Annotated in this window: 17 protein-coding genes; 8 read left to right on the forward strand and 9 right to left on the reverse strand. The window is 69.4% G+C overall.

Annotated elements, in window-relative coordinates:
- Positions 1–364 precede the first annotated feature (364 nt).
- From AVR91_RS25575 to AVR91_RS25590, 4 genes are all read right to left on the reverse strand, one after another.
- Positions 365–1117: a 16S rRNA (uracil(1498)-N(3))-methyltransferase gene (locus AVR91_RS25575; protein ID WP_063274627.1), complete on the reverse strand. Its 753-nt coding sequence runs from the start codon at positions 1115–1117 to the stop codon at positions 365–367.
- A gap of 3 nt (positions 1118–1120) precedes the next feature.
- Entirely contained in the window at positions 1121–2284 is a 1164-nt protein-coding gene (dnaJ, locus tag AVR91_RS25580; RefSeq protein WP_063274628.1) for a molecular chaperone DnaJ, read from the reverse strand.
- 42 nt (positions 2285–2326) lie between these two features.
- Positions 2327–3352 (reverse strand): heat-inducible transcriptional repressor HrcA, encoded by a 1026-nt coding sequence (hrcA, locus tag AVR91_RS25585; protein ID WP_043848663.1) that lies wholly within the window; start codon positions 3350–3352, stop codon positions 2327–2329.
- An 81-nt stretch (positions 3353–3433) separates the two neighbouring features.
- Positions 3434–4039: a DUF1707 SHOCT-like domain-containing protein gene (locus AVR91_RS25590; protein ID WP_063823148.1), complete on the reverse strand. Its 606-nt coding sequence runs from the start codon at positions 4037–4039 to the stop codon at positions 3434–3436.
- Between the two features lie 189 nt (positions 4040–4228).
- Between AVR91_RS25590 and AVR91_RS25595 the strand changes: the two genes are divergently transcribed.
- A complete protein-coding gene (locus AVR91_RS25595; protein WP_083737729.1) occupies positions 4229–5455 on the forward strand; it encodes a lipase family protein in 1227 nt (408 codons plus the stop codon).
- Between the two features lie 102 nt (positions 5456–5557).
- Here AVR91_RS25595 and AVR91_RS25600 read toward each other — a convergent pair whose 3' ends face one another.
- Entirely contained in the window at positions 5558–7054 is a 1497-nt protein-coding gene (locus tag AVR91_RS25600) for a CoA-acylating methylmalonate-semialdehyde dehydrogenase (protein WP_063274629.1), read from the reverse strand.
- A 143-nt stretch (positions 7055–7197) separates the two neighbouring features.
- On the opposite strand from AVR91_RS25600, the gene AVR91_RS25605 reads away from it, so the two are divergent.
- The gene (locus AVR91_RS25605; RefSeq protein WP_063274630.1) at positions 7198–8820 is read left to right on the forward strand and encodes a PucR family transcriptional regulator; all 1623 of its coding nucleotides are present in this window, start codon (positions 7198–7200) and stop codon (positions 8818–8820) included.
- A gap of 59 nt (positions 8821–8879) precedes the next feature.
- Positions 8880–9245, forward strand: coding sequence for an SSI family serine proteinase inhibitor (locus AVR91_RS25610; protein WP_063274631.1), 366 nt, complete (start codon positions 8880–8882; stop codon positions 9243–9245).
- A 119-nt stretch (positions 9246–9364) separates the two neighbouring features.
- Here the strand turns inward: AVR91_RS25610 and AVR91_RS25615 are convergent, their stop codons facing one another.
- From AVR91_RS25615 to AVR91_RS25625, 3 genes are all read right to left on the reverse strand, one after another.
- A complete protein-coding gene (locus AVR91_RS25615) occupies positions 9365–10924 on the reverse strand; it encodes a DUF4153 domain-containing protein (protein ID WP_063274632.1) in 1560 nt (519 codons plus the stop codon).
- A gap of 68 nt (positions 10925–10992) precedes the next feature.
- Positions 10993–12018 (reverse strand): HAMP domain-containing sensor histidine kinase, encoded by a 1026-nt coding sequence (locus AVR91_RS25620; protein WP_016332449.1) that lies wholly within the window; start codon positions 12016–12018, stop codon positions 10993–10995.
- On the reverse strand, positions 12015–12698 hold the full coding sequence (locus AVR91_RS25625; protein ID WP_063274640.1) for a response regulator transcription factor: 684 nt from the start codon (positions 12696–12698) through the stop codon (positions 12015–12017). Before AVR91_RS25625 ends, AVR91_RS25620 begins: the two co-directional genes overlap by 4 nt.
- Before the next feature lie 241 nt (positions 12699–12939).
- Between AVR91_RS25625 and AVR91_RS25630 the strand changes: the two genes are divergently transcribed.
- From AVR91_RS25630 to AVR91_RS25645, 4 genes are read left to right on the forward strand one after another with little or no spacing between them, the layout of a single operon-like run.
- Positions 12940–14511 (forward strand): NCS1 family nucleobase:cation symporter-1, encoded by a 1572-nt coding sequence (locus AVR91_RS25630; protein ID WP_063274633.1) that lies wholly within the window; start codon positions 12940–12942, stop codon positions 14509–14511.
- On the forward strand, positions 14462–15304 hold the full coding sequence (locus AVR91_RS25635; protein WP_016332446.1) for a nitrilase-related carbon-nitrogen hydrolase: 843 nt from the start codon (positions 14462–14464) through the stop codon (positions 15302–15304). The genes AVR91_RS25630 and AVR91_RS25635 overlap by 50 nt, the downstream gene beginning before the upstream one ends.
- The gene (gene hydA, locus AVR91_RS25640) at positions 15304–16689 is read left to right on the forward strand and encodes a dihydropyrimidinase (RefSeq protein WP_063274634.1); all 1386 of its coding nucleotides are present in this window, start codon (positions 15304–15306) and stop codon (positions 16687–16689) included. Before AVR91_RS25635 ends, hydA begins: the two co-directional genes overlap by 1 nt.
- Before the next feature lie 10 nt (positions 16690–16699).
- Positions 16700–17689, forward strand: a complete 990-nt coding sequence (locus AVR91_RS25645; RefSeq protein WP_063274641.1) for a TIGR03842 family LLM class F420-dependent oxidoreductase — start codon at positions 16700–16702, stop codon at positions 17687–17689.
- A 173-nt stretch (positions 17690–17862) separates the two neighbouring features.
- Here the strand turns inward: AVR91_RS25645 and AVR91_RS25650 are convergent, their stop codons facing one another.
- Positions 17863–19350 (reverse strand): FAD-dependent monooxygenase, encoded by a 1488-nt coding sequence (locus AVR91_RS25650; protein WP_063274635.1) that lies wholly within the window; start codon positions 19348–19350, stop codon positions 17863–17865.
- A 174-nt stretch (positions 19351–19524) separates the two neighbouring features.
- On the opposite strand from AVR91_RS25650, the gene AVR91_RS25655 reads away from it, so the two are divergent.
- Positions 19525–20988, forward strand: coding sequence for an alpha/beta hydrolase (locus AVR91_RS25655; RefSeq protein ID WP_063274636.1), 1464 nt, complete (start codon positions 19525–19527; stop codon positions 20986–20988).
- Positions 20989–21282: the final 294 nt, after the last annotated feature.

Below are 21282 nucleotides of genomic sequence, written 5' to 3' on the forward strand. Positions count from 1 at the left end.
GGCACCCTTCGCCCTAGCCCGAAACGCCGCTCACGACCACCCCGGCCGTCGACCTCACCGTGGGCCCCACGGGGCAACACGCGGAATCGTGCCACGGCGCGACTTTCGAAGCACGGCAAGGAGCGAAGCGCCTCGCGAAGGGGTTCGAAATGAAGATGCCGCGGCGCGGTGGGCCCTGGGGGTCGGCCCACCGTCGCCGCGGCTCCGCCGGACCGAGGGGGGAGGTGCCCGGCGGGGATTCACGCGCGCGACCGGGCTTCATCCCCAGTGGCGCGCCGAAACCGTGTGTTGCGCGTCAGTTAACGAGAGTAACGGCTGTTTGCGTGATCGCGCCATAACTCGCCGCAAATTAGTGGGGTGTTTTTTACTTCCAGCGGTCGGTGAGAACCCCTAACGCGCCGAGTGCCACGGCGGCGGCGGTGGAGGTGCGCAAAACGGTGGGGCCCAACCGGATGGCGGTGGCGCCGGCGTCGGTGAGGGTGTTCAGTTCGTCGTCGGTGATGCCGCCTTCGGGGCCGACGACGAGAAGGATGTCGCCCTGTGCCGGGAGTTCGATCTCGGTGAGGCGCGTGGTGATGCCGGATTCGAGGACGAGCGCGCGGGAAACGGTCTGGGCGAGTTCGGCCAGTTCGCGGGTGGTGACGGGTTCGGCGACTTCGGGGACGTGGGCGCGGCGGGCCTGTTTGGCGGCGGCGCGGGCGGTGGTGCGCCACCGGGTGAGGGCTTTGTCGCCGCGGGTTCCTTCCTCCCAGCGGGCGACGCTGCGGGAGGCGCGCCAGGGGACGATGGCGTCGGCGCCGGCTTCAGTGGCGAGCTCGACGGCGAGTTCGCCGCGGTCGCCCTTGGCGAGGGCCTGGGCGACGATGACGCGCAGCGCGGGTGGTTCCTCGGTCCAGTGTTCTTCGATGGCGAGGGTGAGCGCCGCGTCGCGGCCCGCCTGGACGGCCTCGACGACGCAGCGCGCCATGCCGCCTTCGCCGTCGGAGAGCACGAGACGTTCGCCGACGCGCAGGCGGCGGACGGTGGCGGCGTGCCGGGCTTCCTCGCCGTCGAGGGTGGTGCGCCCGGAGCCGGGCAGCGCGGCGGTGAGGAAGACCGGCAGTGTCGTCTCGGGCACGGGCTACCGGTGGTTCTTGGTGCGCAGCTTGGAGAACAGCCCGCCGGGCTTGGAGCCGTTCGACGACAGCGAAGGCACGTCTTCGCCGCGCTGCTGGGCGAGTTCGACGAGGAGGTCGCGCTGGGCGTCGTCGAGTTTGGTCGGCACGACGACGTCGATGTGGACGTGCAGGTCGCCCCGGCCGTCGACACGGCCGGAGGACCGCAGCCGCGGCATGCCCTTGGCGGTGAGCACGAGTTCGGTGGCGGGCTGGGTGCCCGGCTCGATGTCGAGTTCGTAGTCGCCGTCGATGAGGGTCTCGATGGGCACCGTGGCGCCGAGGGCGGCGGTGGTCATCGGGATGCGGAAATTGCAGTGCAGGTCGTTGCCCTGCCGGACGAACACCTCGTGCGGCGCTTCGTCGATCTCGACGTAGAGGTCGCCGGCGGGGCCGCCGCCGGGGCCGACCTCGCCCTGGCCGGAGAGGCGGATGCGCATACCGTCGCCGACGCCCGGCGGGATCTTGGCGGTGACGTTGCGGCGGGCGCGGACCCGGCCGTCGCCGCCGCATTGACGGCAGGGGTCCGGGATGACCTCGCCGAAGCCGCGGCACACCGGGCAGGGGCGGGCGGTGACGACCTGGCCGAGGAAGGACCGTTGCACCGACTGGACCTCACCCGCGCCGCCGCAGGTGTCGCAGGTCTTGGTGCTCGTGCCTTCGGCCGCGCCCGCGCCGCGGCACAGGTCGCAGACGATGGCGGTGTCGACGGTGATCTCGCGGTCGACGCCGGTGGCGCAGTCCTCGAGGGTCAGGCCGAGGCGGATGAGCGCGTCGGAGCCGGGCTGCACGCGGCTGCGCGGGCCACGGCCGCGGCCGCCGCCACCCCCGGCGGCGCCGAAGAAGGCGTCCATGATGTCGCCGAGGCCGCCGAAGCCCGAGAACGGGTCTCCGCCACCACCGCGGGCGCCGCCGTCCATCGGGTCGCCGCCGAGGTCGACGACCTTGCGCTTCTGCGGATCCGACAGCACCTCGTACGCGGTGGTCACCTCGCCGAAACGGTGCTGGGCGTCCTCCGACGGGTTGACGTCGGGGTGCAGTTCACGGGCCAGTTTGCGGTACGCGCGCTTGATCTCCTGATCCGTCGCGTTCTTCGCCACCCCGAGAATGCCGTAATAGTCCCTCGCCACCGTCTTCGCCTTCTCCTTCTGACTTCGACCTCACCGCCGCGTTCAGCGGCCGGCGAGGATCTGCCCCACGTAGTTCGCCACCGCGCGCACCGCGGCGATGGTGTTCGGGTAGTCCATCCTGGTCGGCCCGACGACGCCCATCCCGCCCAGCAGCATGTCGTCCATCCCGTAGCCGATGGACACCACCGAGGTGCTGCGCATCTGCTCGTCCTCATTTTCCTCACCGATGCGCACGCTGATCGCACCGGGGTTGCGGGCGGCCGCGAGCAGCTTGAGCACGATGACCTGCTCCTCGAGCGCCTCCAGCACCTGCCGCAGCGATCCGGGGAAGTCCGAGACGTTGCGGGTGAGGTTGGCGGTGCCGCCGAGCACGAGCCGCTCTTCGGGATGCTCGACCAGGGACTCCACCAGCACGGTACAGACGCGGGTGAGGCTGTCGCGCAGTTCGCCCGGCGACTTCTCGGGCAGTTCGGCGACCGACGCCGCGGCCTCGGACAGACGGCGGCCCGCGAGTGCCCCGTTGAGCACCGTGCGCAGCCTGCCGACGTTCTCTTCGGTGATGACGTCCCCGAGGTCGACGGTGCGCTGGTCGACGCGGCCGGAATCGGTGATCAGCACGAGCATCAGCCGCGCCGGGGTGAGCGGCACGACTTCCAGGTGGCGGACGGCGGAGTTGGTCATCATCGGGTACTGGATGACCGCGACCTGCCTGGTCAGCTGCGCGAGCAGCCGGACGGAGCGGCGCAGGACGTCGTCGACGTCGGTGCCGCTGTCCAGGAACGCGGTGATGGCCCGGCGCTCGGCCGCGCTGAGCGGTTTGACCTCGGCGATCCGGTCGACGAAGAGCCGGTACCCCTTGTCGGTGGGGATCCGGCCCGCACTGGTGTGGGGCTGTGTGATGTAGCCCTCTTCTTCCAGCGCCGCCATGTCGTTGCGCACGGTGGCGCTGGACACACCGAGGTTGTGCCGGTCGACGATCGCCTTGGAGCCGACGGGCTCCTGGTTGGACACGTAATCGGCGACGATCGCGCGCAGCACTTCGAAGCGGCGCTCTTCCGCGTTGGCCATCTGCACCTCCCTCGGCTCGTCCTCACAACGAGTTTACGGAAGGTGGAGTGCCCGGCGAGCCACCGGACTTCTTTGCCTGCTTCAGCCGCGCCCGCGAAGGGAGCGCCGCCGCGGCTCCAAGGGCTTCCGGATCACCCTCACCGACCCCCACCAGGCGAAACCCGTGACGCGCAGCACCGGTGCGCCCGCTTCCGGGCTCCGTCGCCCGGTCCGGCGACCGGTGCCGAATCCGCCCATCAGTCCGATCCCCCGGACGTCGAGGGCGAAGTCCTCGGGGACGACGATCTTGACCCCGCCCATGACCGCCACCGCCCTGATCGTGCAGGATCCGGTGATCCGGGCCCGCCGCAGATCGAGGCGCACGCTGCCCCAGAACGCGCGGCTCACATGCTTCGACGGCAGCGGTCCGCCGAACCGCCGCGTGGTGGCGGACATGACGGCGAACGAGCGGCGCCCGCCTTGCTCCTCGCCGACGGCGTGAGAAAGGGCGAGTGCCCCGCCGGGCGACAGATCCGCGACGACGGGTTCGAATTCCGCGAAGGTCTTGGCCGCGTAGACGGCGTCCAGTCTCGTCTCCAGTTCACCGGCGGTGATGCGTCCCGCACCCATGGCTTCGTACAGCAGTCGCGCGACGTTTTCGCGATCGGAATCGGCCACCCGCATCGCCGACCGCTTCGGTTCCGACATGACGGCGACGATAACCGCGATCGGCGAATTCCGGAAATCACCCGGCCGCCACCCGGAAAGCCATGAGTGAAATCAGTTTCCCCGCACTGACGGGAATGACAATTCGACGACCGGCCATTGACCGCCCGGCACCGAAAGGTCTTCCATCTAGCCCACATGCGGAAGTTCCGACTCAGCGTGGAGCGCACTATGACTTCTTCCATTCGTCATGTCCTGATCGCCGCCATGACCGTGACGTTGGTCGCGGTGGCCGCCCCTGCCGCGAGCGCGGACACGAATTCGGTTTACACCTCCTCTTCACCGCTTCCCGCCGGCGAGAACGGTGACGTGATCAAGTCGCAGCCCTCGACCTACAACGGGGCGAAATCGACCCGGATCCAATATCTGTCCCGCGACAACAAGGACAAACAGGTCGCCGTGAGCGGCACCGTCCTGGTGCCGAACAATCCGTGGAACGGTCCCGGCGAACGGCCGATCGTGGCCTACGCGCCGTTCACCTTCGGCATGGGGCCGGACTGCGCTCCCTCGAAGACCCTCGCGGGCGAGGGCGCCTCGGACATGGTCTCCGGTTTCCAGGGAAGTTTCGTCAACGCGTTGCTGGGCGCCGGATTCGCCGTCGCGCAGACCGACTACATCGGACCGTGGGTGGAAGGCAGCGGCGACCATCCGTACGTCGTCCGGTTGTCCGAGGCGCACACCGTGCTCGACGTCATCCGCGCCGCCCAGCGCCTGCCCGGAACGGGTCTGCCCGCCGACGGCCCGGTCGGTATCGCCGGCTACTCCGAGGGCGGCAGTGCCGCCGCGGCCGCCGCCGAACTGGCCGCCACCTACGCGCCCGAACTGGACGTCAAGGGTGTCTACTCCGGCGCGGCGCCCGCGGACAAGGCCGTGCTGTCGAAATCGCTCGACGGCGGGATGTACGCCGGGTTCCTCGGTTACGCGCTGATCGGCATCAACCAGGCCTACCCCGAGGCCAGGCTGATGGACCTGGCCAACCCGGCCGGGGCCGATCTGTTCCTGAAGGCCCGGCAGACCTGCACCATGAACGCGGTCCTCCAGTTCATGTACAAGCAGACCAGCTCGCTGACGAAGGAGGGCAAGCCGGTGTCCGCCTACCTGGCCCAGCCGCCGTTCGACGCGATCGTGGCGGAGAACCGGATCGGCACCGTCAAGCCGACCATGCCGGTCCTGGTCGAACACAGCCCGATGGACGACGTCATCCCCGCGGCCGTCGGCAAGCAGATGGCGAAGGACTGGTGCGGCAAGGGCGCCAACGTCCAGTGGAAGGAACTGACGACCTTCACGCCGTTCTTCTCGCACGCGCTGGGCATGATGACCGCGTCCGGCGATGCCACCGAGTGGCTGAAGAGCGTGTTCAACGGGCAAGCGGGCAGCGGCAACTGCGGCCGGTTCTGACCCCACCCTCATATCCCTCGCGAATGACTGTCCGTGAAGGCCTCCTTGAGGGACTCTGGGTCCCTCAAGGAGGCCTTCACGGACTTCAAGAGCGAGGCGGCGTCAGCTGTTGCGCGGGAACCCGAGGTTCACCCCGCCCTGCGAAGGATCCGGCCACCGCGACGTGACGACCTTCGTCCGCGTGAAGAAGTGGAACCCTTCCGGCCCGTAGGCGTGGCTGTCCCCGAACAGCGAGTCCTTCCACCCGCCGAACGAGTAGTAACCGACCGGCACCGGGATCGGCACGTTCACGCCGACCATCCCGACCTCGACCTCGTTCTGGAACCGCCGCGCGGCCCGGCCGTCGTTGGTGAAGATCGCGGTGCCGTTGCCGTAGGGGTTGGCGTTGATCAGTTCCAGCGCCGCGTCGTAACCCTCGGCCCGGGCGACCGCCAGCACCGGCCCGAAGATCTCGTCGGTGTACACGGACATGTCCGGGGTGACCTGGTCGAACAGCGTCGGGCCGAGCCAGAACCCGCCGTCCTCGCCGTCGACCTCGATACCGCGGCCGTCGACGACGAGCCGGGCGCCCGCTTCGACCCCGGCGTCCACATAGGACTCGACACGTTCGTGGTGGGCGGCGGTGACGAGCGGCCCCATCTCCGAGGTGGGCCGCATGCCGTCGCCGACGCGCAGCCGCTTGATCCGTTCGGCGATCTTCGCGACCAGTTCGTCGCCGACCGGGTCGACGGCGACCACGACCGACACCGCCATGCACCGCTCCCCCGCCGAGCCGAAGCCCGCGGACACGGCCGCGTCGGCGGCGAGGTCGAGGTCGGCGTCCGGGAGGACGACCATGTGGTTCTTCGCGCCGCCGAGCGCCTGCACGCGTTTCCCGTGCCTGGTCCCGGTTTCGTAGACGTACTTCGCGATCGGCGTCGACCCGACGAACGAGATCGCCTTGACGTCGCGGTGTTCCAGCAGCCCGTCGACGGCCACCTTGTCGCCGTGCAGGACGTTGAGGACGCCGTCGGGCAAGCCCGCTTCGGCGAACAGTTCGGCGATGAACACGGCCGCGGACGGATCCTTCTCGCTCGGCTTGAGCACGACGGTGTTGCCGCAGGCGAGCGCGTTCGGCACGAACCACAGCGGGACCATCGCCGGGAAGTTGAACGGCGAGATCACGCCGACCACGCCCAGCGGCTGCGAGATCGAGTACACGTCGACGCCGGTCGAGGCGTTCTCGCTGAACCCGCCCTTGAGCATCTGCGCCGCACCACAGGCGTACTCGACGTTCTCGATCGCGCGCGCGACTTCGCCGGCGGCGTCGGATTCGACCTTGCCGTGTTCGCTGGTGACGATCTTCGCCAGTTCGTGACGCCGCGCCGAAAGCAGCTCTCGGAAGGCGAACAGCACCCGGGTCCGCCCCGCCAGCGAGGTCCCGCGCCAGCCCGGCAGTGCCCGGGCCGCGGCGGCGACGGCGGCGTCGACGTCGTCCTGCGCGGCGAAGGCGACCTTCGCCCGCACCTGGCCGGTGGCCGGATCGAACACGTCACCCGATCGTTCGCTCACGCCTTCGCACGGTTTGCCGTCGATCCAGTGGTTGATGCGGTCGGTCACGGGTTCCGCCTTCCTGGTCCTGATACCTGCTCCCGGTCGAGTCTGGGTGCGCGCGCCACACCGACGCCATCGTCAACGTGTACGGACTCCCGGTCCCGCCCGTACAGTCTGTCCCCAGCGTTGTCGAACCGGGTGGGAGGCCGATGTACCCGACCGTCGCCGAGGTGCTCGCGCTGCCGGTGCTGCGTCAGGGCAGGCCCCATGTGGTGGCGGGGGCGGCGGGGCTGGACGCGCCGGTCCGCTGGGCGCACGTCGCCGAGGTCGCGGACATCGCCCCGTTGCTGCGGGGCGGGGAACTCGTGCTCACCACCGGGGTCGCGCTGCCCGACGACGGCGCCGCGCTGGCCAGGTACGTCGGCGACCTGGCGGGGATCGGGGTCGCCGGGATCGTCGTCGAACTGGTCCGGCATTGGAGCGAGAAGCTGCCGCCCGCGCTGGTCGACGCCGCGGACCGCCACGGTGTCCCGCTGATCACCCTTTCGCGCGAGACACGTTTCGTGTCGGTCACCGAGGCGGTGAACGGGCTGATCGTCGACGCCCAGGTCGACGAACTGCGCGCGGCGGAGCGGGTCCACGAGACCTTCACCGCGCTGACCATCGCCGGCGCCGAGCCGGGCGAAATCCTGCGGGAGGTCGCGCGGCTCACCGAGCATCCCGTGGTGCTGGAGACGTTGTCGCACGAGGTCCTCGCCTACGACACGGCGGGGACCGACCCCGGCGAACTGCTGCCCGGCTGGCCGTCCCGGTCGCGGCCGGTGCAGGTCGGCGAGCGGACCGGCTACCACCAGGGCGCGGGCTGGCTGATCACCGTGGTCGGCGCGCGCGGGCACGACTGGGGACGGCTGGTCGTCGTCTGCGGGGATCCGCCGCCGCACCGGCACGTCGTGGTCGCCGAACGGGCCGCGTCCGCGCTCGCGGTCCACCGGCTGGTCGCGAAGGACACCGACAGCCTCGAACGCCAGGCACACCGCGCGATCCTGACCGAACTGCTGGCGAACCCGGTGCCGCCCGCCGAACTGACCGCGCGGGCCTCCGCGCTGGGTGTCCCGCTGACCGGGCGGCTGCTGGTCGGGGTCGCCGTGCGGCCCCGGATCACGGTGACCGCCAAGACCGCGCAGTCCACCCCGGTGCTGCTGCGGGAACTCGCCGAGGCGACGGTGCTCGCCGCGCGGCACGCCAAGGTGTCCGCGCTGGTGGCCACCGACGACACCCAGGTACGCGCGCTGATCGCGCTCTCGCCCGAGGCGGGGGTCGACGCGGTCCTGCGACGGCTGGCCACCGACGTCCACGAGGCCCGTGCCGGCGCGCCCGCCGTGGTCGCGGTCGGGACGACAGGCAGCGGGCCCGCCGAAGCGAGGCGGACGCTCGTCGAAGCCGCGCAGGTCGCCGCCGCGGCGCTCGCCGAGAACGTCGAACGGCTGGTCCACCGGCTCGACGACGTCCGGTTGCGCGGACTGCTGCATCTGCTGGCGGGTGACGAACGGATCACCGCGTTCGCCGCGCGGGAGCTCGGCCCGCTGCTGAGCCGGGACGCCGCGCAGGGCAGCAGACTCGTTCAGGCGTTGAGGCATTACTGCGAGCACGGCGGCAACAAGTCCGCGGCGGCCGCCGCGGCGCACACCTCCCGCACCGCGTACTACCAGCAGCTGGCCCGGATCGAGCAGGTACTGGGCGTGCGGCTCGAAGATCCGGAGTCGATGCTCTCGCTTTATGTCGCTTTGCTCGCCCACGACATTCGAAGAGCGGACGACCACACGTCCGGGTGAGCAAATCTCACCCGAGCGTGGAACACAGTGATCGGGCCACGTCAGCCGATAGGGTTGATATGGCTTTCTTCGAACCGATCGGCGCCTGCGTGCTCGCGCTGGCCTGTATGGCCCCGGCGCAACCCGCCGAATCCACGTTCCAGCTGACCAGCCACGACACCAGGGGCCGGGTCGGCACCGTCTCGCTCACCTGCGGGCCCACCGGGGGCTCCCACCCCACGCGCGGGAACGCCTGCGGCAAACTGTCCGAAGTGGACGGAGACTTCGACAGGCTCCGCCCCGAGCCTCGGGCCTGCACGCTCGAATACTCGCCGGTGGACGTCTCGGCGGTCGGCAAGTGGCGCGGCGAACCGGTCACCTTCCGCACCTCGTACGCCAACCGGTGCGTCGCCGACGCCGAGTCGGCCGGCGTCTTCACCTTCTGACCGAGGCACTTCCGTCGAGGTGACCGCCGGACCTCCCCCTCGGTGGCCCGGCGGCGCCGTTCACCGCCGCCTTGATCGCCCTCACCCCCAAGAGGGCGATCAAGGCCGTGGGTCACGGCTCAAGGACGGGTCGGGTACCGGCAGCCGATCCCGTCCTTCGCGGTAACGGGGGTCTGACGCGCGAGGGACCGGCTCAGGTTCCATTCGCGCCAATCATCTTCCGGGATTTCCCGCACGACCGGTCCGAGCACACAGGACCGCAGCGGCTCGGGGAGCCGGTCGGCCGACGGCACCACGTCGGCGGAAAACCTTGACAGGTAAGTGGTGTCGAGTGTCTTGCCGTGGGCGAGCCGGTCGATGTTGCGGTCGGCGATGAACCGTTCCGGATCGAGCACGGCCAGCCCGAGCAGCGCCGCGACGGCGGCCCCGATGGCCGCGCGCGGCAGCCAGGCCGACCGCAGCGGGATCAGGGACGCGAGTACCAGCAGGAAGATCAGGCCGATCCAGAGCTCGCAGACCTCGACCAGCAGCCGCAGCACGGTGAACCCGTACGCCTGCTGATATGTCCACATGCGACTCAACGCCGACGCGACCAGCACCAGGCTGAGCCCGCTCAACGCGCCGAGCAACCCGCGCTGCCAGGCACGATCGGCCACCGAGGTCTTCGGTGCCCAGCGCAGCGCGGCGGCGACCAGCAGCAGGGTCAGCACGGTGATGGCGGACAGCTGCCAGAAGCCGCTCCTGGCGTACTCGGCCGCCGTCAGGCCGCTCGTGGCCAGCAGGTATTCGGTGCCACCGAACAACACGACCAGGCGGACCACGACGAAGCTCGTGAACAGCAGCACCAGCACACCCAGCGGCAACGTCCATTCGAGGCGGTGCGCGAGCCGTTTGCGTGGAGCGTCGTCGTCGGCGGGCAGCGGGGGCGCCGCCAGCAGATAGCACGCCCCGGTGACGGCGAACGCGGCCACCACGAACAGGAAACCCCAGCGCACGAAGGTCTCCGGGTTCAGTTCGGGGATCACCGCGTCGACGACGCTCGCGAACGCGGCGTCCGCGCCACGCAGCAGCGGGACGAACACCAGCAGCAGCAAGGCGCTCGCCAGCACCGGCACGAGGAACCGCGGCCGCGTCCGGCCTTCCTGTTTCGTGCCGAGCTTCCTGAGCCCGCGCCCGACCCAGGGGATCGAAAGCAGCGCTTCGATGGGGACCGCGAAGACGTCGTAGACGATCGTGTTCACGGTGCGTTTCCCGACCACCGCGAGGGATCCCGCGACGAAGGCCGCCAGCACGCACAACACGTTCAGCCAGACCGACGCGCGGAACATGCCGACGGCGAGCAGACCGAGCGCTGCCGCCGCCCACAGCGCGTTGACCAGCCGGAAGTGTGGTTCGGCGTCGCCTCGGGCGCGCTTGTCGGCGAAGTAGACGGCCACCGCGAAGGCGAGCCCGGCCACGAACCAGCCGGCTCCGGGGTCGTCCGGCATGACGAAGGCGGTGACCAGCCCGGCCGCGACCGCCGCGGGCAGCACGGAGGCGGGCAGCGGCACGATCGCCGACTTCGGCGGCACCCGCGGCCGCATCAGCACCGGCACGGGCGGTACCGGCGGGGCGGGCGGCAGGGTGGTCGTCGCCGACGGCGGCGACGCGTGCGCCTGCTTCTCCTGATCTTCGCTCATCGAATCCTCCAGTTTGCGAAAGCACATACCGTTGGCCGTGTTCGGCCGCCCGGAAAAGCGGCCGGGAATCAAGGAACGGGGATCACGACGCGGATGACACAGCCCGGCCGTCCTTCGGGGGTGACGACGGCGATGCTGCCGTCGTGCAGGTCGACCACCCACCGCGCGATCGCGAGCCCGAGGCCGGTGCCCCCGCCGCCCGCCCGCTCACCGCGGGTGAACCGCTCGAACACGCTGTCCCGCTCCCCCGGCGGGATGCCGGGGCCTTCGTCTTCGACCTCGATGACGACGTCGGCCTCGCGGGCCTCCGCCCGCACCCGGACCTCTCCCCCGGCGGGTCCGTGCCGGACGGCGTTGTCGAGCAGGTTGACCACGACCTGGTAGAGCCGGCCGCGGTCGGCAACGGCGGTCGCGCCGGGCGGCTGGACGTCGACGGAGAACCGCACGCCGCGGCCGGTGACCCCCGCTTCGGTGGCGACCTCCTCCAGCAGCAGTTCGAGATCGAACTCCTCCAGCTGCAAGGGGAACGCGCCGGCGTCGATCCGCGAGAGATCCAGGAGCTCCGAAACCAGCCTGCCGAGACGTTCGGTCTGCTGCAGCGCGGTCTTCAGCGTCGCCGGATCGGGTTGGGCGACCCCGTCGACCAGGTTCTCCAGCACCCCGTTCAGCGCGGTGATCGGGGTGCGGAGCTCGTGGGAGACGTTCGCGATCAGCTCGCGGCGGCGCTGGTCCGAGGCGTCCAGGTCGGCGGCCATCTGGTTGAAGGCGTGCGACAGCTCGCCGACCTCGTCGCGGGCGGTCGCGCGGACCCGCCGGGTGTAGTCGCCCTTGGCCATCGCGCGGGCCGCGGCGGTCATCTCCCGCAGCGGCCTGGTCATCCCGTGCGCCAGGATCTGCGAGGTGACCACGGCCAGCACCATGGCCGCGATCGTGGTCCGCGGCGGCAGCCAGCCGATCTGCCAGTTGAAGAAGGCGAACGCGATCCCGCCCGACGACACCAGCAGGATCGCGAGCTTGAGCTTGATGGAGCGGACCGGGTCGAGCGGTCTCGGGAGCGCGTCGACCACGCGGCCGAGCAGCGGGCGGAGCTTCACGATCCCACCTCCAGGGCGTACCCGACGCCGTGCACGGTGCGGATGAGGTCCGCGCCCAGTTTGCGGCGCAGCGCCTTGATATGGCTGTCGACGGCGCGGGTGCCCGAACCGGTGCCCGCGACGTCCCAGTCCCACACCTCGCTGAGCAGCCGTTCCCTGGGCTGCACCGCCCTCGGGCGTTTCGCGAAGTGGACGAGGAGGTCGAACTCGATCGGCGTCAGCTGGGCCTGGGTGCCCGCCCGCGTGACCCGCCGCTGGTCGACGTCGATTTCGAGGTCGCCGAGCACGATCTTCGTGCCCGTTTCCCCGCCGTCGGCGCGGGCGGACCGTTCGACGCGGCGCAGCAGCGCGTGCACCCGCGCCGAGAGCACCCGCATCGAGAACGGTTTGGTGAGGTAGTCGTCGGCGCCGACGCCGAGGCCGATCAGCATGTCCGTCTCGTCCGACCGGGCGGTCAGCATGAGCACCGGGACCGGGCGACGGGCCTGGATCCGGCGGCAGACCTCCAGTCCGTCGAAGCCCGGCAGCATCACGTCGAGCACCACCAGGTCCGGCTCGCGCTCGGCGTCGGTCTCGACGCCGGAAGGGCCGTCGTGCGCCAGGTCGACCGAGAATCCTTCGGCCCGCAAACGCGCGGCGATGCTCTCCGCGATGGTCACGTCGTCCTCGACGACCAGCACCCGGCGTCCTCCCAGTTCCATGGGGATGACTGTAGGCATCGGCCGTGGAGACCATCCGGGTGAGCTGTGGAGATCCTGTGGAGATGTTTCGGCCGGTTTGCCGGATTACTACGTCCGTGTGTGTGACGCACGTCATGCACCAGTGGCCTTCGAACGCAATCGACAGTCTGCGTTCCGACGCCATCAACAGTGAACAGTCTGCCAGTCCCACCCGCGCGGCGCGGGCGAGCACGATTCCGCAATGGAGCCGACGGCACGCGGTACGCAGCACGTGCATCCTGATGGCCGGGTGGAACTCGGCGAGGTCGAGTCCTTGAAGGACAGCCGCTTCTACAACGAAGAACTCGCCCCGGTCCCGGTCGAAAAGCGGACCTGGACCACGTACACCTACTTCGCGCTGTGGATGGGCATGGCGCACAACATCCCGTCCTACGCGCTCGCGGCCTCGCTGATCGCGCTCGGGATGGACTGGGTGCAGGCGCTGCTCACGATCACCATCGGCAACCTGATCGTGCTGATCCCGATGCTGCTCAACAGCCACGCCGGGACGAAGTACGGCATCCCGTTCCCGGTGTTCGCCCGCGCCTTCTTCGGGATGCGCGGCGCGAATCTGGCGGCGTTGCTGCGGGCCTTCATCGCGTGCGGCTGGTTCGGCATCCAGACCTGGGTCGGCGGCGAGGCGATCTACATCATCGTCGGGCGGCTGGCGGGTTCCGGCTGGAAGGATTCCACCGTCGTCCTCGGCCAGCACTGGACGCTGTGGCTTTCGTTCGGCCTCTTCTGGCTGTTCCAGATGCTCATCATCTGGCGCGGGATGGAGGCGGTCCGCCGGTTCGAGAACTGGACGGCGCCGCTGGTGTCGGTCGGCTTCCTGATCCTGCTCGGCTACGTGCTGGTCAAGGCGGGCGGGCTCGGCCCGATCCTGTCCGAGCCCGGGAAACTCGGCTGGGGGCCGGACTTCTGGAAGGTGTTCGCGCCGGCGCTGATGGCGATGATCGCGTTCTGGTCGACGCTTTCGCTGAACATGCCGGACTTCACCCGGTTCGGCGGCAGCCAGGGCAAACAGATCCGCGGCCAGATCCTCGGCCTGCCCACCACGATGACGTTCATCGCGATCGTGGCCATCCTGACCACTTCGGGCGGCAGCGTCCTCTACGGCGAGCAGATCTGGGACCCGGCGAAGCTGGCCGACCGGTTCGATTCCCCGGTCGTCGTGGTGGTCGCGCTGATCGCGCTGGTACTGGCGACCGTCTCGGCGAACCTCGCGGCCAACGTGGTCAGCCCGTCCTACGACTTCTCCAACGCCTTCCCGAAGAAGATCACCTTCGCGGTCGGCGGCCTGATCACGGGCCTCATCGGCATCGTCATCCAGCCGTGGCGGCTCTACTCCGACCCGAACATCTACATCTTCGCGTGGCTCGGCTTCTACGGCGGCCTGCTCGGCGCCGTCGCCGGGGTGATGGTCGCCGGCTACTGGGTCGTCTACCGCACCAAGCTGCGCCTGCGGGATCTGTACACCGAACGCGGCGTCTACTGGTTCAACGGCGGCTGGAACTGGCGCGCGCTCGTCGCGACGCTGGTCGGCGCCGTGCTCGCGGTCGGCGGCGCGTACGGCGGGCCGTTCCCCGCCGACGGGCTGATCCCGTTCCTGAAACCTCTCTACGACTACAACTGGGTCGTCGGCCTGGCGGGCGCCTTCGTCGTCTACCTGCTGCTGTCCCTGCCCGAACGCAAGCGCACCACCGATATCGAGGAGGATGCAAGTGAGCGACGTGGTCCGAGCCGGATTGATCCAGCAGCGGTGGACGGGTGACAAGGAGTCCATGATCGCGAACGCGGTCGAAGCCATCGGCAAGGCCGCTTCGCAGGGCGCGCAGGTCGTCTGCCTGCAGGAGTTGTTCTACGGCCCGTATTTCTGCCAGGTGCAGGACACCGACTACTACTCCTACACCGAAGGCATCCCCGACGGGCCGACGACGAAGCTCATGCAGGAGGTCGCCGAACGCCATGGTGTCGTGCTGATCGTGCCGATGTACGAGGTCGAGCAGCCCGGCGTGTACTACAACACCGCCGCGGTGATCGACGCCGACGGCACGTACCTCGGCAAGCACCGCAAGAACCACATCCCGCAGGTGAAGGGCTTCTGGGAGAAGTTCTACTTCCGGCCCGGGAACATGGGCTACCCGGTGTTCGACACCGCCGTCGGCCGCATCGGCGTCTACATCTGTTACGAGCGGCACTTCCCGGAGGGCTGGCGCGCGCTCGGCCTGGCGGGCGCGAAGATCGTGTTCAACCCGTCGGCGACCAGCCGCGGCCTGTCGGAGTACCTGTGGCGGCTGGAGCAGCCCGCGGCCGCCGTCGCGAACGAGTACTACGTCGGCACGATCAACCGTGTCGGGGTGGAACCGTTGGGCGACAACGACTTCTACGGCCAGTCGTATTTCGCGGACCCGCGCGGCCAGCTCGTCGGCGAAGCCGCGTCCGACACCGAGGAAGAGATCGTCGTCCGCGATCTCGACATGGGCAAACTCGCCGAAGTGCGGGATCTGTGGGCCTTCTACCGGGACCGGCGTCCCGACAGCTACGGACCCCTCGCGGAGGCGTGATGACCACCCTCATCAGCGGCGGGCAGGTGCTGTCCACGATGGGCGCTTCGGCGGCGGACGTCCTCGTCGACGGCGAGACGATCTCGGCCGTCGGCGCCCCCGGCACGCTGGGGCCCGCCGACTCGGTCATCGACGCCACCGGCAAATACGTCCTGCCCGGCGGGATCGACGCGCACACCCATATGGAGATGCCGTTCGGCGGAACGCATTCCGTCGACACCTTCGGCACCGGCACGACGGCGGCGGCATGGGGCGGAACGACCACGATCATCGACTTCGCCGTCCAGGCCAAGGGCACGTCCCTGCTGTCCACTATGGACAAGTGGCACGAGAAGGCCGACGGCAACTGCGCCATCGACTACGGCTTCCACATGATCGTCTCCGACGTCAACGACTCGTCGTTGAAGGAGATGCAGGCCTGCGTCGACGGCGGGGTCGGCAGTTTCAAGATGTTCATGGCCTATCCGGGGGTCTTCTACTCCACGGACGGCGAGATCCTGCTGGCCATGCAGAAGGCACGCGAGATCGGCGCGACGATCATGATGCACGCGGAAAACGGCATCGCGATCGACCAGCTGGCCGCACAGGCGTTCGCGGCCGGGAAGATCGACCCGGTGCAGCACGGGCTCACCCGGCCGCCCGAGCTGGAGGGCGAGGCGACCTCGCGCGCGATCCAGCTCGCCAAGGTGACCGGGGCGCCGCTGTACATCGTGCATCTCTCGGCGTCGCAGGCGCTGGCGGCGGTCGCGGAGGCTCGGAACGACGGGCAGAACGTCTTCGCGGAGACGTGTCCTCAGTATCTGTATCTGTCCATCGAGGACTTGGCGAAACCCGATTTCGAGGGTTCGAAGTACGTCGCCTCTCCCCCGCTGCGTGAGAAGTCGCATCAGGCGGATCTGTGGCGGGGACTGCGGACCAACGATCTCTCGGTGGTGTCGACGGATCACTGTCCCTTCTGTTTCAAGGACCAGAAGGAACTCGGCCGCGGCGACTTCCGCGCGATCCCCAACGGGATCCCCGGCGTCGAGCACCGGATGGACCTGCTGCACCAAGGGGTCGTGGCGGGCGAGCTCACCCTCGGCCGCTGGGTCGAGACCTGCTCGACCACCCCGGCGCGCATGTTCGGGCTGTACCCGCGCAAGGGTGTGATCGCGGCGGGTTCGGACGCGGACATCGTCGTCTACGACCCGGCGGCGAAGCAGACCTTGTCGGTCGAGACACATCACATGAACGTGGACTACTCGGCCTACGAGGGCATGGAGATCACCGGCAAGGTCGACACGGTGCTCTCGCGCGGGCGTGTGGTGGTGTCGCCGTCCGGCTTCTCGGGCAGTACGACGCACGGGAAATTCCTCTCGCGCGATCTGAACCAGTACCTGAACTGAGGCGGTGGCCGTGGACTTCGGAATTGTTCTCCAGACCGATCCGCCCGCGCGTGACCTCGTGCGGCTGATGAAGGCCGCCGAGGACCAGGGTTTCCGCTACGGCTGGACGTTCGACTCGTGCGTGCTGTGGCAGGAGCCGTTCGTCATCTACTCGCAGATCCTGGCGGCGACGTCGTCGATGATCGTGGGCCCGATGGTGACCAGCCCGGCCACCCGGGACTGGTCGGTGATGGCGTCGACCTTCGCCACGCTCAACGACATGTACGGCAACCGGACGGTCTGCGGGATCGGCCGCGGCGACTCGGCGCACCGGGTGGTCGGTATGCCACCGTCCACTTTGGCCACCGTGCGCGACTGCATGCACGTGGTGAAGGAACTCGCCGAAGGGCGTGAAGTCCTGTTGCGGGACAAGCCGGTGCAGATCCCGTGGATCCGCAACGGCAGGCTCGAGATGTGGATGGCGGGATACGGGCCGAAGGCGCTGAAGACGGTCGGTGAACACGCCGACGGCTTCATCCTGCAGTGCGCCGATCCCGCGATCGCCCGGTGGACCATCGGTTCCGTCCGCGAGGCCGCTCGGGCGGCGGGGCGGGATCCGGCCGGGATCACGATCTGCCTCGCGGCCCCGGCGTACGTCGGCGACGATCTGGCGCATCAGCGGGAGCAGCTGCGCTGGTTCGGCGGGATGGTCGGCAACCACGTCGCGGATCTCGTGGCGCGGTACGGCGATTCCGGTCCGGTGCCGCACGAACTGACCGACTACATCCGTGAGCGGCAGGGTTACGACTACTCGCACCATGGGCGGGCGGGCAATCCGTCGACCGATTTCGTCCCGGACGAGATCGTGGACCGGTTCTGCCTGCTCGGACCGTCTTCGGCGCACGTCGAACGGCTGGAGGAGCTGGCTTCGCTGGGTGTCGACCAGTTCTCGCTCTACCTGATGCACGACCAGCGCGAGGAAACCCTCAAGCGCTACGGCTCGGAGGTCATCAACCGCTGACAAGCTCGTGAGTGGAAAGGGTATCTACGGGCCGGGGCGTCCAGCTGATCGCAACCTTCAACGTTGCGAAAGCCACTTTCGCAACGTTGAAGGTTGCGAAAGTGGCTTTCGCAACGTCGGCCACGGCCGGGCCCGAACCTTCAGACCAGAGCCGTCTTACCACTCACGAGACGTCACGCGAACCAGGTGGCGAGGGACTCGCGCAGGCCTTCGGCGTCGTCGCCGGCCCAGGCGACATAGCCGTCCGGGCGGATCAGGAGGACGTCGGCGGGCCTGTCCTCGGCCTTCGCGGTGTGGACGTCGGCCCGGCCCTGCGCGAGTTCACGCAGATCGGGCCGTCCCGCGAGGTCGAGCAGTACCGGCCGTGCCCCACGCAGCAACTCGGCGACACTGGTCGCCCCGTCGTCGGTCTGCAGCGCGAGATCCGGGACGAACCTGCCGGCGAGCGCGTGCGGGGAACCCGGCATCGGGTAGCGCGTGTCGGTCCCGGCCACGTGGGAGGCGAGGCGTCGCGCGGCCGACTCGTCGTCCAGCAGTTCCTGGAAGACCGCGCGGAGCGCTTCGGCGGCTTCGTCGTGTCCGCGCCGCAGCCCCACCTGCGCCCGGGACTGCAACAGCGCACGCGCACCGGCGGCGTGCCGTTCCTCGTGATAGGTGTCCAGCAGTCCTTCCGGCGCCCGGCCCTGGATCTCGGCGGCCAGCTTCCAGGCGAGGTTGACCGAGTCGGACATGCCGACGTTGATCGCCGTGCCGGTGGAGGGCAGCAGGTGTGCCGCGTCGCCCGCCAGCAGGATCCGGCCTTCGCGGTAACGCTCGGCCTGGCGGGCGGAGAACTGGTAGCGCGAGAGCCGGACCGGTTCGCCCAACGGGACGTCGCCGCCGAGCACGCGGCGGATGCTGTCCCCGAGTTCGGTCAGGGTCATCGGCACGTCGTCGTCGATCTCGCCGGGGTCGTCCTCCGTGGTCTGGATGAACACGATCCCCGGCGTCAGCGAACCGAGCGCGAACACGCCGGTGCCGGTGCGGGTGAAGCCCGCCTTGATCCGGCCCAGCTCCGGCGTTTCGATGTCGCCGTTGTCGTGCACGGTCAGCCCCTCGGGGATCTTGACCTGCCCGATCCGGTTCACCTCCGGATAGGTGGTGCCGGGGAATCCGATCCCCGCCATCGACCGGACGGGGCTGCGCCCGCCGTCGCACCCCACCAGATACGGGGCGGTGACCTCGTACGTTCCCTCGGGTCCGCGCACCTCGGCGGTCACCGACACGTCGTCCTGGCGCAGCCCGACGACTTCGTGCCCACGCCGCACTTCCGCACCGAGTTCCGTGGCGTGCTCCTCCAACAGCCGCTCCAACGACTGCTGCCGGACCGAAAGCGCCTTCAGCGGCGGCTCGTCGAACCGGGTGAGGTCGACGTGGACCCCACCGAAGGGAAAGCGGTGCGGCGGCACGGGATCGGTGACGAGCCCCCGTACCTTCTCCAGCAGGCCGCGATGGTGCAGCAGGTCCAGGATCTGTCCGCTGAGGCCGTGGGCCTTCGGAGTCTTCCCCTGTTCCGGCCGCCGTTCCAGGACCAGCGGGCGCGCACCGGCCAGCCGCAGTTCGGCGGCCAGCATCAGACCGGTCGGGCCGGCACCCACGATGATCACGTCGACGTCCGTCAAATCTTCACTCCTGTTCGGCCTGTTCTGGCTACGGCCGAGGATTCTGCGGCACCACCGGGGTCTTGCCGCAAGCCCCACGGTGCGCTATATGTTGAACATGGAGGGGCCTACCCCACCATTTTTCCGGGTGCGCGCACCAGGGATCGCGCGTCCGCGAGGCGAGACGCTGGCCCGGTGACCAGAATCCGCGTCGCCGCCGCGCTCACACTTTCCGCACTCGCCGCCCTCACGATCACGCCCGCGGTTTCGGCCTCGCCGAAGGGCCTCGCCTGGGGTCCTTGCCCGGCCGGATCGCCACCGGGCTACGACTGCGCCGAGATCGAGGTCCCGTTGTCCTATCAGGACCCGGACGGCCCGCGGATCACCATCGCGCTCGGCCGTCTCCCCGCGACGGACCAGAAGCACAAACGCGGCACCCTCTTCACCAACCCCGGCGGCCCCGGGAACCAGGGCCGCTTCAGCAGGTTCCAGACCCCGTACCTGCACCGGCAATTCGACATCGTCGGCTTCGATCCCCGCGGCATCGGCGCCAGCACACCTGTCCGGTGCTTCGCGTCCGACGCCGAAACCGAGCCGCTCAAACGGATCCTGGGCACCTTCCCGATCACCGCCGAGCAGGAGGCCCGGCATTTCGCCGACGCCCGTGAGGTCACCGCCTCCTGCGGCCGCAACGCCGGGCCGCTGCTGAACCACCTGTCGACCGCGAACGTCGCCAGGGACCTCGACCGGATGCGCCAAGCCGTCGGCGAGCCCCGCCTGCGTTACTACGGGCTTTCCTACGGCACCTACGTCGGCGAGGTGTACGCCAACCTGTTCCCGCATCGGGTCGGCGCCTTGGCACTGGACGCCGTCGACGATCCGATCGCCTGGTCCACCGGACACCGCCCGGAGGACGCGAACGTTCCGTTCAGCACCAGGCTCGGCGGTTTCCGCGACGCGGACCGTGCGCTGCAGGCCTTCCTCGACACGTGCGCGGCCGACGTCCGGTGCGCGTTCCGCGAACCGGGGACGGATCTGCGGGCCAAGTACGACGCGCTCCTCGACCGGCTCGAAACCACGCCGGGACCGGTCACCTATCAGGAGGTCATCCGGCGTACCCACCACGCACTGACCGACGAGGCCCACTCGCCCGCGCTGGCGGAGTTCCTCCAGTCGGTGACGAAACCCGTCGCGGCGAAGGCCATCGCGACACCGTTCGATTCCGCGATGGGTGGCGGCGGGACGATCTGCGCGGACACCACGAATCCGCGTGACCCGGCCGCCTGGCCCCGCGCCGCCCGCGCGGCCGACCGGGAAGGCCGCGGTTTCGGTTCGTACGACACGTATCTCTCCCTGCCGTGCGCCTTCTGGCCAGCTACCGACGAAGCGCGGTACACCGGGCCCTGGAACCGGCCGACCGCGCCGATCCTGTTGCTGGCCAACGGCAAGGGCGACCCGGAAACCCCCTACGCCGGGGCGAAGCGCACCGAACGCATCCTCGGCAACGCCCGGCTCCTGACGTTGGACGCCTGGGGGCATGGCGCGTTGAACCGCAGCGCCTGTGTCGACGCGGCCGTCGACGCGTACCTGTCCCACGGACGTCTTCCGGCACGCGGCACCGTCTGCGCTCCGGATCACGCGCCATTCGACGCCAGGTAGGCCAGGGCGGTGTCCTCGTCGGCGAGGCTGGTCGCTGTGGTCGAGGATGCGCCGTCTTGATCGCGAGTGGTGAAGGTTGCCGCAGGTCAAGCGCTCGGTTGCCCTGGCCAACGGGGGCCAACCATACCCAAGCGTCCACTGTGGACACATTTCGACGACTACATGTCCGCTTAGTGACGAAACGGGCGATTTCACCGAGGGGTCGTGAGTGGCAATGGTCGTTCTAACGGACTCGTATTTACCTACCCACTGGCGTGATTGGCGGTCGACGGGGGATCGGGGACGTTGAGTGTC

This window comes from Amycolatopsis keratiniphila subsp. keratiniphila (assembly GCF_001620365.2).
In the GTDB taxonomy this organism is placed as follows: domain Bacteria; phylum Actinomycetota; class Actinomycetes; order Mycobacteriales; family Pseudonocardiaceae; genus Amycolatopsis; species Amycolatopsis keratiniphila.